Source organism: Chitinophaga sp. 30R24 (genome assembly GCF_049056765.1).
In the GTDB taxonomy this organism is placed as follows: Bacteria; Bacteroidota; Bacteroidia; order Chitinophagales; family Chitinophagaceae; genus Chitinophaga.
In genome coordinates this window covers 235,155-248,781 of the sequence record NZ_JBJGXX010000005.1, presented here as the reverse complement: position 1 = coordinate 248,781, position 13,627 = coordinate 235,155, and the positions used below count along the sequence as shown (strand labels likewise).

At 44.8% G+C, this 13,627-nt stretch carries 9 protein-coding genes; 6 read left to right on the top strand and 3 right to left on the bottom strand.

All coding sequences use genetic code 11. The annotated features are described in order from the left end of the window. Positions 1–82 precede the first annotated feature (82 nt). Positions 83–1,846: an ABC transporter ATP-binding protein gene (locus ACDQ55_RS14250; RefSeq protein WP_420982074.1), complete on the bottom strand. Its 1,764-nt coding sequence runs from the start codon at positions 1,844–1,846 to the stop codon at positions 83–85. Next, the gene (locus ACDQ55_RS14245) at positions 1,830–3,572 is read right to left on the bottom strand and encodes an ABC transporter ATP-binding protein (protein WP_420982073.1); all 1,743 of its coding nucleotides are present in this window, start codon (positions 3,570–3,572) and stop codon (positions 1,830–1,832) included. The genes ACDQ55_RS14250 and ACDQ55_RS14245 overlap by 17 nt, the downstream gene beginning before the upstream one ends. Before the next feature lie 141 nt (positions 3,573–3,713). Between ACDQ55_RS14245 and ACDQ55_RS14240 the strand changes: the two genes are divergently transcribed. Together ACDQ55_RS14240 and ACDQ55_RS14235 are read left to right on the top strand one after the other, a co-directional pair. Beyond that, positions 3,714–3,905 (top strand): hypothetical protein, encoded by a 192-nt coding sequence (locus ACDQ55_RS14240; RefSeq protein WP_420982072.1) that lies wholly within the window; start codon positions 3,714–3,716, stop codon positions 3,903–3,905. A gap of 172 nt (positions 3,906–4,077) precedes the next feature. Beyond that, complete coding sequence (locus ACDQ55_RS14235) at positions 4,078–4,842, top strand: SDR family NAD(P)-dependent oxidoreductase (protein WP_420982071.1); 765 nt, start codon at positions 4,078–4,080, stop codon at positions 4,840–4,842. Between the two features lie 34 nt (positions 4,843–4,876). On the opposite strand, the gene ACDQ55_RS14230 is transcribed toward ACDQ55_RS14235, so the two are convergent. After that, positions 4,877–6,130 (bottom strand): sensor histidine kinase, encoded by a 1,254-nt coding sequence (locus ACDQ55_RS14230; protein ID WP_420982070.1) that lies wholly within the window; start codon positions 6,128–6,130, stop codon positions 4,877–4,879. Between the two features lie 503 nt (positions 6,131–6,633). Between ACDQ55_RS14230 and mrdA the strand changes: the two genes are divergently transcribed. From mrdA to ACDQ55_RS14210, 4 genes are all read left to right on the top strand, one after another. Beyond that, positions 6,634–8,586: a penicillin-binding protein 2 gene (gene mrdA, locus ACDQ55_RS14225; protein ID WP_420982069.1), complete on the top strand. Its 1,953-nt coding sequence runs from the start codon at positions 6,634–6,636 to the stop codon at positions 8,584–8,586. 50 nt (positions 8,587–8,636) lie between these two features. Next, positions 8,637–9,185 carry an RNA polymerase sigma-70 factor gene (locus tag ACDQ55_RS14220; protein WP_420982068.1) on the top strand — a complete coding sequence of 183 codons (549 nt, stop codon included), beginning with the start codon at positions 8,637–8,639 and terminating at the stop codon, positions 9,183–9,185. Between the two features lie 74 nt (positions 9,186–9,259). Continuing rightward, entirely contained in the window at positions 9,260–10,240 is a 981-nt protein-coding gene (locus ACDQ55_RS14215; RefSeq protein WP_420982067.1) for a FecR family protein, read from the top strand. Positions 10,241–10,343: 103 nt separating this feature from the next. Beyond that, positions 10,344–13,610 carry a SusC/RagA family TonB-linked outer membrane protein gene (locus ACDQ55_RS14210; protein ID WP_420982066.1) on the top strand — a complete coding sequence of 1,089 codons (3,267 nt, stop codon included), beginning with the start codon at positions 10,344–10,346 and terminating at the stop codon, positions 13,608–13,610. Positions 13,611–13,627 lie beyond the last annotated feature (17 nt).

The following is a 13,627-nucleotide window of genomic DNA, read 5'->3' as shown; positions in this document are numbered from 1 at the left end:
GGCTATTCAAGCCAAAAAAATGCCGGCAACCCTGCTACCTTATTTGCAACGGCTGCCGGAATATGGATATATCGAATATGTATTAACTCATCCTTACTTCACGTAAAAGTTTTTCCATCGCGTTTTCCAATGAGCCGGCACGGATCACTTCGCCGGAGTTCACAAAGAATATTTCGTCTGCATTTTCGATGGTATTTAAGCGGTGTGCAATAATCACACGGGTAGTGGAAGCGGGTAGTTTTTCCAGGATTTCTCCCAGCAACTGTTCGGTAATGGTGTCTATATTAGCAGTAGCTTCGTCTAGTATAAGCAGTGCTGGTTTACGGAGTACGGCTCTCATAAAGGCAATGAGCTGTTTTTGTCCGAGGCTAACGCCATCACCGCCGGCTACCACTTTGGTGTCGAGTCCGTTGTCAAATATGGCCAACAACTGTCCCAGATTGGCTTCTTCAATGACTTCAATCAGCTGGTCATTAGAATAATCTTTATACAGCGGATTGCCGTAAAGGATATTTTCTTTTATGGTGCCAGTAAACAGAAAGGGTTCTTGTAAGATAAAACCGATTTTCTCTGAGCGTTCATCTGTATTGTAAGAGCGGATATCCTTTCCATTCAGCAGTACGGTGCCCTGGGTAGGATCGTATAAGCGGGCAATCAGGGAGGCGGTAGTGGTTTTCCCTCCGCCGGTAGGTCCTACCAGGGCGTATGTTTTGCCCTTTTCGAGAGAGAAATTAATGTTGTGGAGTATTTCTCTGCCTTCTGGATAACCAAAGTGTACTTGTTTGAATTCTACCAGTGGGGCAGAAGGAGAAGGCGTTCCGGTAGCAGGAATGATATGGAGGTTTGTTTCCAGTCTCAGTATTTCGGAGATGCGGTCCCACCCAGCCATGGCTACCTGGAAGCTAGCCCATAAAGTGGCAAGTTGCCTTAATGGATTATAGAAGAAATTGGCATAGGCCAGGTAGCTCACTAATAGGCCAATACTGAATGCCCCTTGGGTGATCAGGTAAATGCCGCCAGTGAGTACCAGTAGCTGCGCCAGACTGGCGCACATGGCATAGAAAGGGAGAAAGGCGGTATTGGCTAACCCTGCGCCGATGGCGGTACGGTAATTTTCTTCGTTGGCTTCATTAAAGCGTTGCCGGAAATAGTCGCGGCGGTTGAAAGCGATGATCACCTTAAAGTTGCTCAGGCTTTCCTGGATTTCGGCACTCATGCCGCCCACGGTTTTTAGGTTGGCTGCATTTTTTCTTTTTACCCAGGGGGAAAGTATGCGGGTAAAGAGCAGTACCAGTATGGCAGGGGCCAGGGCAGCTATTCCCATTTTTATGTTGATGGCCAGCAAAAATATGCCAGCGCCAATCATGGTAACAATGTTGCCGATGAACTGCATCAGGGCCTGCGAGAAAAACTGGTTGAGCTTATCGGTATCATTATTAACCCGGGAAATCAGGTCTCCGGCTTTATTCTGGTTAAAGAAAGCTACCGGTAGCTGTTGAATCTTACTGAAAATGGCATTGCGCAAGGTAAAGAGGGTACGTTGACCTACGCCTCCCATCAGTTTTGTTTGGAAGTAACTGGTGAATAAAGCAGTGAGGTACATGCCCAGTAATATGGAGGAGCATACTATTAAGCCATGATATTGCTTGTGTTGGATGTAATGATCTACCGTATAGCCGATCAGGAAAGGGCCTAACAGGTTCAGGGTAGCATTCAGCAGCATTGCGCCCAACGCCGCTACCAGGTTCTTTTTTTCTTGTGAAACCAGTTGCAGCAGGTTTTTAAAGGCTGCGTAGTTGGATGTACGGTGATCTTTCTCTGTATATTTATTAAGATTGTAATTCATAATTGCTGGTGCTTTGTTGCGAATTAAAGATCTGTATGTACTCAGGACTCGAATGTATTAGTTCAGTATGCGTACCAGTGGCTATAATTTCTCCTTGCATGAGCAGGATGATCTGGTCGTAATGCGCAACCGAAGCAATCTTCTGGGTTACAGAAAGGAGGGTGATGCCAGGGTATTGCTGATGTACATTTTCCAGGATCTTCTTTTCTGTATTGGTATCTACGCGGGCTGTGAAATCGTCTAGCAGCAGTATCTTTGGATTGATGGCCAGGGCGCGGGCCAGCATGATCCGTTGTTTTTGTCCGCCGGAAAGACTGGTGCCTCTTTCGGAAACAACAGTGTCCAGTTTTTCGGGGAGGGTATTGATAAAATCTTTGAGTGCGGCGGCATCCAATGCTTTTTGCATGGCGGCATCTGTAACGGTTTCGTTGAAAGCGATGTTTTCCCGGATGCTCATGTTAAAAATGATGCTGTCCTGGAATACAAAGCCCACCTGGCTGTGGAATGATTCGCTGTTATATTCCTGCACTGGTTTGTCATCTACCAGTACAGTGCCTGCCGTAGGTTTAATCAATCCGGTGAGCAGGTAAAGCAATTGTGTTTTGCCGGCAGCAGTAGGACCAATAATCGCTACTTTAGATCCGGCTTTTATAGAGAAGGAAATATTTTTCAGTACGGGTTTTTGGCCGTAGTTCACGGTGATATCATGAAAGGCGATATCTCCTTTGATAGGCGTGGTCAGGGTACCGCCTGGCATGGTATCGGGCATATTAATAACAGCGCTGATGCGTTGATAGGAGGCGGTGGCCTGGGCAATGACATTACTCATAAAACCTATCACCAGGATCGGGAAGATGAGCAGGGCCAGGTAGCTGTTGAAGGCGGCAAAGTCGCCCAGCGTCATACTGTTGTTGATAACAAAATGACCGCCCAATGTGAGGATGATCAGTGTGGCAATACTGGAAGTAAAGGTGATCACTGGTATCAGGCCGGCAAACAAGCGTATAATGGAGAGCCCAAAGTCCATTGCTTTGGAGTTGGCATCAAGGAATTTCTGGTATTCCAGTTGTTGGGAGTTGATGACGCGGATCAGCGCAGCTCCCAGGATACTTTCATTGATTACTTTATTGAGCCAATCCATCACTTCCCGGCTTTTGATGAACAAGGCCCTTACTTTCCGGAGTACCAGGAAAAAGGTGATACCTATAACCGGCAGCGTGGCAATAACGGCCAGTGCCAGTTTCCAGTCGATTGTAATTAGCAGCACGCTGGCGCCAACAATAATGAACAGGGAAGATACCAGCGATACAATGGCCTGGGATACAAATAATTTGATGGAGTCCACATCGGCAATGAGGTTGGTCAGTAACCGGGAGGGATTGGCTTGCTCTACCCAGGCGTAACTCTGACCTGATATTTTATCAGATATTTGGGTACGCAGATTTTTGGCTACTTTTTCAGAGACATATGTTTGTATGATGTTCTGAAAATAGGTGAACAGCAGGATAACGACAACGGCCACAGTAAATTTTACCAATAGGGGATTAAGCTGGAAGGTGCCGTGTTCATAGGCATCAATTCCATTACCTATAATTTTGGGCAGCCAGAGGTTAAGGCCGTTGCTTAGCAGGGTAAACAGTATCAGCAATAGTACCATCCCCATGTATGGCTGTAGCAGACCGAATATGCCGGCTTCTTTCTTTTTTTTACCCAATTCTTGTTTCATCTTACCAGAAATGTTTTTGCTTATTGCGGCTTAAAATAAAATTAGTCATCCAGGTTTGTCGTACTTATAGACGATGCCGCCTTGCAAATATTGTAAATATCCGGTAAGAATACGCTTTTTTATGAGCAACTGGCAGCAGCTGTGCATTATCCCATTAAAGGAGCGGCCAGTCATTGTGGAAAGCTGTGCCAGTTGGAACATGATATATTTGCTGCCGTGCTGGGAGAAAATGTGGAGGTAGAAAGGCTGGAACACATCACAGCCAGACAACGCCGTTGTGTATATAGCATCCGGCTGCGATGGTCAGTTGATAATAAAAGCCTGGAACCATGAAGTGCGATGAACGGGGACGTACCGTACAAACATTCTCCGAAGGCTGGTTGTTGTTATTTGCGAGTGGGGAGCGGTAAAATACTTAAGTAGTTACCATAAATACTTAAGCTGTCACCATAACCGGCCCACCTGTTTAATGCAAATTTGCTGTATCAAAAAATATCCAACAAAAATGGCAACAAAAAACAAAATAGCCCTGGTTACCGGCGGCAGTCGTGGTTTAGGAAAAAATATGTCTATACATCTGGCGAAAAGTGGACATGATGTTATTCTTACATACAAGAGTAATCAAACGGAAGCCGAGAAGGTAGTAGCGGAAATTCAGACCCTCGGACAAAAAGCTGCTGCATTTCAATTAGATACCGGCAATGTTAAATCATTTGATGCTTTTTTGAGCACAGTAGCTGCGCATTTGGAGGAAAATACCGGCAGCAATAAATTCGATTTCCTGGTAAATAATGCCGGCATCGACAGAAACTCAAAAATTGCAGATACCACCGAAGCTGATTTTGATGAACTATATGATGTACATCTGAAAGGCGTATATTTTCTGACACAGAAGGCGGTGCCTTTCATTGCCGATAATGGCCGTATCATTAATCTTTCCAGCGGGTTGGCACGTTTTGCCAGTCCTGGTTATGCCGCTTATGCTGCTATGAAAGGCGCCATTGAAGTATTTACCCGTTACCTGGCTAAAGAAGTGGGTGTTCGCGGTATTACCGCCAATGTGGTGGCTCCAGGTATTATAGAAACAGATTTTACCAAAGCCGTGTTTGAACATGCACCGCAGGTAATCCAGCATATCAGCGCTTCTACGGCTTTGGGCCGTACTGGCGTGCCCGACGATATTGGCGGTATTGTAGCTTTTCTGTGTACAGAAGATGCCCGTTGGATTACTGCACAACGTATAGAAGCTTCCGGAGGAATGTACCTATAAGTTTTTCCCGGCTTTATCAATATATGAAACTATATCAATTTGCGAGTGGAAGCGCCAGGTAAAAGGTGCTTCCACCTTCCTGGTTATTTTCATACCATATCTCTCCCTGCTGCGCCATCGTATATTCTTTGCAGAGAAAAAGCCCCAGCCCAATCCCTTTTTCATTATCGGTGCCGAAGGTAGAGCGTACTTTCAGGGAAAACAGCTCCTCTTGCCGGGAAGCGTCTATACCTACGCCGCTGTCTTTTACCTCTATCAGGCATCTGTTGTTTGCACGGCTCGTTTTAATGAAAATGGCGCCGCCTGCCGGGGTGAATTTGGCGGCATTACCTATCAGGTTGCGTACAATCAGTTGTAACATATTCGTATCTGCCATTACCCGGATAGAAGCGTCTATATTAATGTCTAGGCTGATCTTTTTCTTAGAAACAGCCATCTTATTGATCTTGAGGATAGGATGAATGGCGGTGGCTACATCTATTGGAGTTAGGTTCACGTGTAACCCGTCCATTTGTGTTTTAGACCATACCAGGATGTTGTATAGCATTTCTTGTGTACTGTTCACCACATACAATAATTCAGTTTCCATCTGTATTTTATGCTGTGGCTCAATTTCAATGTCCCGCATCAGCTGCAGGTAAGATTGGATGGAAGCTAGCGGGTTGCGCAGATCATGGGAAATAAGAGAGAACAACTTACTTTTTTCGGCGTTCATGAGCTCCAGGGAACGGGTTTTTTCATCGCTTTGCTTTTTCTCTTTATTGTAGGCATTTTTCAGATAAATAGTGCCTGCAAAGATCACGGCTACACTGGTAATATAGGTAGGGATCATGTCTGCAAAAATATCATCCCGGGAGTTATATACATTCAATACAGCGGCCGGATGGTAATATTCGTAGGCAATCACACCCAATACCGTTACCAGGTTAAGACTTAGCCACCAGTAATATTGTTTTTGGGGTGATACCAACATGATCAGGAAAAACGCCAGGGAAAACGACAGGAGGGAAGCGCCCTGTATGCCGCCGCTGAAAAAGTAATTGATGGCAAACATCCCGTTGATCACGATTACCGATAAGATAATACTGGTGTTTAGTTTTTTCCGGTTCCTCGATAAATAGTAGATAAAGGTAAAAATAACAACCAGTATCGTAAAAATATAAGAAGTAACAGTAAGTCCCGTGAAGTAATTATATGGGATATTGAAGGTGATGATCACCAAGGCTATCGCACAGATGGCATTGAAGATACGGTTTTCTAATGTAAACTGCTGAGGATGTCCTATCATGAGGTGTGATAGTTGCCTCACTCGTTGTGATGAATTTCGGGCTCCAGATGTTGACATAGAACGAATTTAAGAAAAAACAACTGCTATGTGAAGGAAAACGGCATTTCCTCCCTTTATTAATATACGTTAAAAAGTGGCGAAGGATGTGGCAATTGGCTGATTTTTATCTAGTTAAATAATTTTATAATTAATATAATGCTTTTAATCAATTAGTTGTGTTATTGTGTCACTAGTCGGCCTATGAAAATAATGTTCTTACCTTTTGCGCAGTTTCGTTTTATTGCGGATAAAACAGATAAAAGGAAGCGCGTTTATCATGGTAATAACGGTAAGGGATACCCCAAAGTATAAATGGGATAGCAATAATGGCGGGTATAAAAAATAGCGAAATAACAGTAGATAAAATTCATCCTTTGTAATGGCCGTTCATCTATAATTTAGGACAGCCAAGCTGTTTTATTGATAGCTTTGCTATCCTAAATTATGTCCGTCATTACATTCCCATGTCCGTTTATCATCAACCCAGAAAAACTATTGTCATCCTTATTATTGCAGGGTTTGTACTCCTTATTGTTACCCGGTTGTTATACCTGCAGATGCTGGAAACAAAGTACGCCCGGCTTGCAGACGCCAACGCTGTAGTAAAAAAAATCGTGTATCCCAGCCGGGGAATTATCTTCGATCGTAAAAACCGTAGTATCCTTAGTAATGACATATTATATGACCTCGTAGTAACACCGGGCACCGTTAAAAATATTGATACCGGGTACTTGTGCAATATTTTAGAAATAAGCAAGGAAGATTTCAAACTACGTATAGGTGATGCCGTTAAAAAAAATGGAAGGATGCGTCCATCTGTTTTTGCCGGCCTTTTGCCGGCATCCACTTATACCCGCTTACAGGAAAGCATGTACCTGTTCCAATCAGGTTTTGAATTGGTGCCCCGGCAAATACGTGCCTATCCTTATAAAGCTGCGGCCAATTTGTTGGGTTATATTGGGGAGATATCGCCAGGTATGCTTAAAATGAAAGATTATGCCGACTATCAGTCGGGCGATTATGTGGGGCTTACTGGTTTGGAAAAAACTTATGAAAAAGTATTGATGGGACAGCGGGGCATCCAATATATTATTAAGGATAACCTAAACCGTCCGCAGGGTGCATTAGAGCATGGTGAATTTGATACAGTCGCTATTGCCGGCAAAAACCTGCGCCTTTCCCTCGACATAGAATTGCAGCTATTGGGTGAACGCCTCATGCGCAATAAAATAGGTAGCATTGTTGCTATAGACCCTCAAAGTGGTGGGATCCTTGCCATGGTAAGCGGGCCTGTTTTTGATCCTAACCTGCTTACAGGCAGCAGTAGAACGAAGAATGTCGGCAAGTTGTTTACAGATCCTACTGAGCCCTTTTTAAACCGGGGTATACAGGCTACTTACCAGCCAGGTTCTTCGATGAAGCCATTAACTGCGTTAGTAGCCCTTGATGAAGGATTAATCACGCCAGATTTTGGCTATCCTTGCCACGGCGCTTATATAAGTTGCGGGCATGTAATAAAATGTTTGCATAGCGAAGCGGGGCATGCTAGTAATCTGCGTGTGGCAATGGCGCATTCCTGTAACGCTTATTTTATTCACTTGTACCGTATGGAAGTAGATGCGGGTAAATGGGGCGGCTTAAGGAAAGGACATGCTAAATGGCACGAGTATATGTTGAGGTTTGGATTAGGACATCGCCTGGGTGTGGATATTCCGGGCGAAAGCCCTGGTGTGGTGGCAGATACTAATACGCTGAATAAGTTGTACAATGGCGCCTGGAGCTCTTGCTCTGAGTTATACGTAGGAATGGGCCAGGGGCAAGTGGCAGTAACGCCTTTACAAATGGCCAATGCTATGTGCATGATTGCCAACAGGGGGTATTATTATTTGCCACACCTGGTACAGTCGATCGACAATGATAATGGTGATCTGTTGAAGAAGTTCAAAGAAAAAAATGCAGTGGGAAATGTATCAGATACCGCTTACCGTGCTGTTATTTATGGTATGGAAGATGTAATAGACCATGGCACAGGCAGGGGTGCCCGTATGGATGGCATTGCCGTATGCGGTAAAACGGGTACTGCCCAGAACCGTGGCCGGGTAGGTGGTAAAGTAGTAGACCTGAAAGATCATTCTGTGTTTGTAGCTTTTGCACCAAGGGATAATCCACGTATAGCCATCGCTGTGATAGTGGAGAATGCGGGTACCGGCGCCACTTTTGCAGTGCCTATCGCTAATCTGATGATGGAGAAATACTTGCGTGATACCCTTCCTGCTTCTAAAATGCCTATAATGAAACGGATGCTGGAAACCAGTACGATACCGGGCGAAAAACTGGCACTGTCTAAAATAGATTCGTTGAATACCACTACTGGTATGCTTACCAGCGAAGAAGTGTTGAAACAGTATTTTCATTAACATTGAATTCATATTGCCTCACTACTTTGTGGAGCAATTGCTCCCATTATATGCCAGACCAAATACAAGCTGTGGTTCATTTATGGCTTCAGGGTAATGATCCCGCCTTTAAACAAGTGTTTGATCATTATTATCCGCGTTTGCGGAAATATGCCTTCCGGTATCTCAAAGAAGAAGCGTGGGCGGAAGATACTGCCATGGAGATACTGGCAAAGTGCTGGGAAAAAAAGGACGCCATACAAGTGCCTACCTTCGAGAATTATTTATTTACGATAGCCCGCCATCATGTGATCAACTGCTGGAAACAGCGGGTGGATACACTCATCTCTTTTGATACTGTAACAGATCATCAACTGGAAAGTGTAACTGCTGATCCTTTGTTATCTAAAGAGTTGCAGACGGTATACCAGGAAAGTATTGCCGCTTTACCCCAGCAACGGAGAACTATTTTCTTACTGCATAAAAATGAGCGGCTCAGTTATAAGGAAATAGCCGCTGCTTTGCACATCTCACCTAAAACGGTGGAAAACCAAATGGGCGCCGCTTTAAAACATCTGCGTTCCGCCGTAATGCAATACCTCACTTCCGTGATCCTGTAAATGTAATGTTATGTAATTGTTACCGGTAGGGGTAGCGCTCCGTTTCCCTGTATACATAGGTAGAAAGCGACTACATGGAGCGTAAACAAGTAGATAAGGAATTATTACAACGGTATCTGGAAAACGATGGTACTGCCATTGACCGGCAGCTACTACAACAGTATCTTACTGATCCTGCTTACAGTGAGAGCCTGGATGAATTTATGCAGGCCGACTGGCAACAGTTGCTTACCGCCATAGCGCCATTGGCTACAGACAGCGCCTATCAACGTTTCCTGGATAAAACGCGAATGCCCGTACGTAAAATATATCCTTGGCATAAAGTTAAGCGTATAGCTGCTGCTGCCGCCGTGCTGCTAATAGTTGTGGCTACGAGCTGGTATGGCTGGCAATATTATAGTTTACAACGGGCAGCACTCGCCTGGAAAGTATGGGAAACGTCGCCCGGCAAAACCCAAGTTGTTCATCTGCCGGATAGTTCTGTAGTATGCTTGGGTTCCGGCAGCCGTCTTACCTATAATGCCGCTTATAATAAAACCAACAGGGAGCTGTACTTACGCGGAGAGGCCTATTTCGTAGTAGCACATGGAGGCCGTTACCCATTCAGCGTGCATACCGGCCGTCTTACAACAGTAGATATTGGTACCGCCTTTAATATCCGGAGTATTCCTGGTATGGCCGGTGTGGATGTAACAGTAGCCAGTGGTAAAGTGGCTGTGCATTATCAACAGCAGAAGTTCCCCCTGGTACAACGGGAACGTTTGCACTACGATAGCATAACAGGAAAGATTAGCACAGAGCTGGTGCCTTACAACGAAACGGTAGGAGGTTGGCGCAATGGCATACTGACTTTCCGCCATATGCCACTCCGGGAAATTATGGCCGAGCTGCAACGATACTATGGCACAGAGATCCGCTTTTTGTCGGCCGATGAAAGCAATATCACTATTACCAGCACCATCCCGGCACTACCACTGGAAGCTGCGCTGGATATTATCTGTGAAACAGCTGGCGTACACTATGTTCAACAAAATAATGTTATCCTGATAAAATAAAAAACCGCCCTGAGTGGGCGGATATATTTGAATTGTTTTCGCTGCTGCCGCGGAACGCAACTCCCAGGCAGCCATCAATAAAAACCAAATAATAATTAAAAGTATGGAAAAAAAACGAAGCCACCGCTTTAAAGGCAATGCTATGCGTATAAGTTGGAGTTGGCTCTGCTGCTTTTTATTGCTCAATTTACAGGTCCTGCAAGCACAGGATAGTAAGAAATTGATCTCCCTGCAATTGAAAAACGCCAGCATCGAACAAGCCTGCGCTGCTATCGAAAAGGCAGCAGGAATTAATTTTACGTATAAAGACAGTAACCTCAGGTTATACAAAGATCCCATTAACCTGCAGATGTCCGGTGCAACGCTCACGGATGTACTGAATAGTATTTTTCGTAACAGCCCCCTGAACTGGACACTGAAAGGTAACATGGTATTTCTTACTGAAAACCCTGCTTACCGCAAGCCCACCGGCGAGCAAACCAGCCATACGCAGCTGAGCGGCTTTATTACGGAAGGCGGTACTGGTACCGCTATACCAGGTGCGGTGATCAGAACGGGGGCTTACGCCGCTACCTCCGGTCCGGATGGCCACTACCGCTTATCGCTGCCTCCAGGTACTTACGATTTTACCGTTAGCCACCTGAGCTATGTGCCTCAGCAAATGAATGAAGTAAACATCAGCAGCGATGATGCTGCTATGCTGAATATTGCTTTAGCTACTGCCAATACTGATCTTAAAGGTGTTGTAGTAGTAGGATATGGCAAGCAATCCAGGAAAGTGCTTACCTCTTCTATTACTACCGTGCAAAACAGCGATTTTAATAAAGGTAGTTTCAGTAACCCGGCGCAGCTGCTGCAAGGTAAAGTAGCCGGCCTTAACATTACCCGCTCCGGTGATCCTAATGCTGCACCTAGCGTAAGTTTGAGAGGCCCTTCTACTTTACGTACCGGTGCTGCACAAGAGCCATTTTATGTAATCGATGGTGTGCCTGGCGCAGATATCCGTCTGGTATCGCCAGATGATATTGCTACTGTGGATGTACTGAAAGATGCTTCTGCTACCGCTATTTACGGTACCAGGGCAGCCAATGGCGTTATTATGATCACTACTAAAAAAGGTACCGGCGAGCAATTGCAGGTAAATTATAACACATATTTTTCTGTAGAAAATATCGCCAGAAAAATAAAGATGATGGATGCGAATCAACTGAATGCTTACCTGGCTAAAAACAACCTGGCACAGGACCCATCCGATAAACAGGGCGCTAATACCGACTGGCAGAAGGAAGTAAGCCGTACAGCCTATTCGCAGGATCATCACTTGTCGTTGAGCGGCGCTTCAAAAGGTACCAGCTATAACGCGGCGATCAACTATTTTGATAATAACGGTATCTTAAAAAGTACCGACCTGAAACGCCTGATAGGCCGTGCCAATATTGAACAAAAGGCTTTTAACGATCATCTTCGTTTAGGCGTTTCCTTGGGTACCACTAACAGTACTTCTGATGTACTGCCTGATCAGAACATTATTTTGTACAATATGCTGCGTTACCTGCCCACCGTGCCGGTAAAACAGGCTAATGGCACTTTTACAGAAAACCTGCAACGGGTACAGTATTATAACCCGGTTTCGTTGCTGGAAAACGCCTGGGAACGCGATGAAAGCAAGTTAAACATGCTGAACGCCACTGCTCAGGTATTATTGCCTTTTGGTTTTAAATACGACCTCAGTGTTACTTCTCAAACAGAACAGGTAACTACCGCCAGCTATTTTACCAGCAACTATACGCTCAAAACGGGTTACAATGGAGAAGCGATCCGTTCTTCTTACCAGAATACCCGGAAAATAGCCGAAACCTTCCTGACTTACGAAAAGCAACTGTCTGCCCACAATATCAATGTATTGTTAGGGTATAGCTGGCAGGAAGACGTAACCGGCGATGGTTTTCGGGCCAATAACCGCAACTTTGCCACCGATGATCTGGGTTATACAAATATCGGCCTGGGTAATCCTTCCGGCGATTTCAGAACAGATTGGGGGGATAATATCTACCAGAAGTTACGCCTGATCTCTTTTTACAGCAGGGCAAGGTATAACTACCAGAATAAATACCTGCTGCAAGCCTCTCTCAGAAGGGATGCCTCTTCTGCATTTGGTGTGAATAACCGTTGGGCTACTTTCCCATCTGTATCTGCCGCCTGGCGCTTGATAGAAGAGCCATTTATGAAAACGCAATTTCTGTTCAGCGATCTTAAACTGCGTGTAGGCTACGGTGTTACTGGTAACTCTTTAGGGTTTAATCCAATGATCTCCAAGGTGCGTTATGGTTCTACCGGTAACTTCTACTACAATGGTTCCTGGCCTAATGCTATTGGTGCTTCCCAGAACGCTAACCCCGATCTTAAATGGGAAAAAACTGCGATGCTTAACCTGGGCGTAGATGCTGCTATCCTGAAAGGACGCGTAAACGTGACCGCGGAATATTACGATAAGAAAACAAGTGACCTGATCTGGTATTATCCGGTATCTACTACCCAGTATTTTACTAACACCTATACGGCTAATGTGGGCGTGATCAGCAACAAAGGATATGAAATTACCGTAGATGCGTCGCCGGTAGCTACCCGTAATTTTAAATGGAACACCTCTATTAATTTTACTCATAACGATAATAAACTGGTGTCTTTATCAAACGACCGCTTCAAACTGGATTCTATTTTCCAGATGGAGCCAGGTGGACAAGGACAAACCGGTTCCATGGTACAGATATTGAAAGCTGGTTATCCTGTAGGACAATTCTTTACGGCTAAATATGCAGGTAAAGACGCCAATGGCGTATCCCAGTTTTATACAAAAGATGGTAAGCTGACGAATAGTCCTCAGAACTTTAAAGATTTCTTTTATGCAGGCAGCGCCCAGCCTAAATTCCTCATTGGCTGGAGCAATAACCTTACCTGGAAAAGATTTGATGCCAGCATCTTCCTCAGAAGTGCTATCGGTGGTAAGGTGTTAAACGCTACGTTGGCAGACTTGAATCGCCCCGATGATGTGCGCAGCTATAATTTGCCAGCATCTTCTGCAAATGAATCACCTAAAGACGGTGGCGCTTATAAATATTCCGACCGTTATATAGAAGATGCGTCTTACCTACGTATAGATAACGTTACACTGGGATACAATTTTGGCCATATTATAAAAGGTCTCCATGCTTTACGTATATACGTTGCCGGTAACAACCTGGCGGTACTCACCGGCTATCGCGGTATAGACCCTGAATTGTCTCTTGGTGGTTTAACACCGGGTGTAGACAATAAGAACTATTATCCACGTACCAGGGCCTTCCTGTTTGGCCTTAACGCTTCTTTTTAATCACTGAACAAAATCAT

Bases quoted from the DNA above. Each gene is read 5' to 3' on its own strand.
- ACDQ55_RS14230 (WP_420982070.1), bottom strand. From the start codon at position 6,130: ATGATAGGACATCCTCAGCAGTTTACATTAGAAAACCGTATCTTCAAT.
- ACDQ55_RS14235 (WP_420982071.1), top strand. From the start codon at position 4,078: ATGGCAACAAAAAACAAAATAGCCCTGGTTACCGGCGGCAGTCGTGGT.
- mrdA (WP_420982069.1), top strand. From the start codon at position 6,634: ATGTCCGTTTATCATCAACCCAGAAAAACTATTGTCATCCTTATTATT.
- ACDQ55_RS14245 (WP_420982073.1), bottom strand. From the start codon at position 3,572: ATGAAACAAGAATTGGGTAAAAAAAAGAAAGAAGCCGGCATATTCGGT.
- ACDQ55_RS14210 (WP_420982066.1), top strand. From the start codon at position 10,344: ATGGAAAAAAAACGAAGCCACCGCTTTAAAGGCAATGCTATGCGTATA.
- ACDQ55_RS14250 (WP_420982074.1), bottom strand. From the start codon at position 1,846: ATGAATTACAATCTTAATAAATATACAGAGAAAGATCACCGTACATCC.
- ACDQ55_RS14215 (WP_420982067.1), top strand. From the start codon at position 9,260: ATGGAGCGTAAACAAGTAGATAAGGAATTATTACAACGGTATCTGGAA.
- ACDQ55_RS14220 (WP_420982068.1), top strand. From the start codon at position 8,637: ATGCCAGACCAAATACAAGCTGTGGTTCATTTATGGCTTCAGGGTAAT.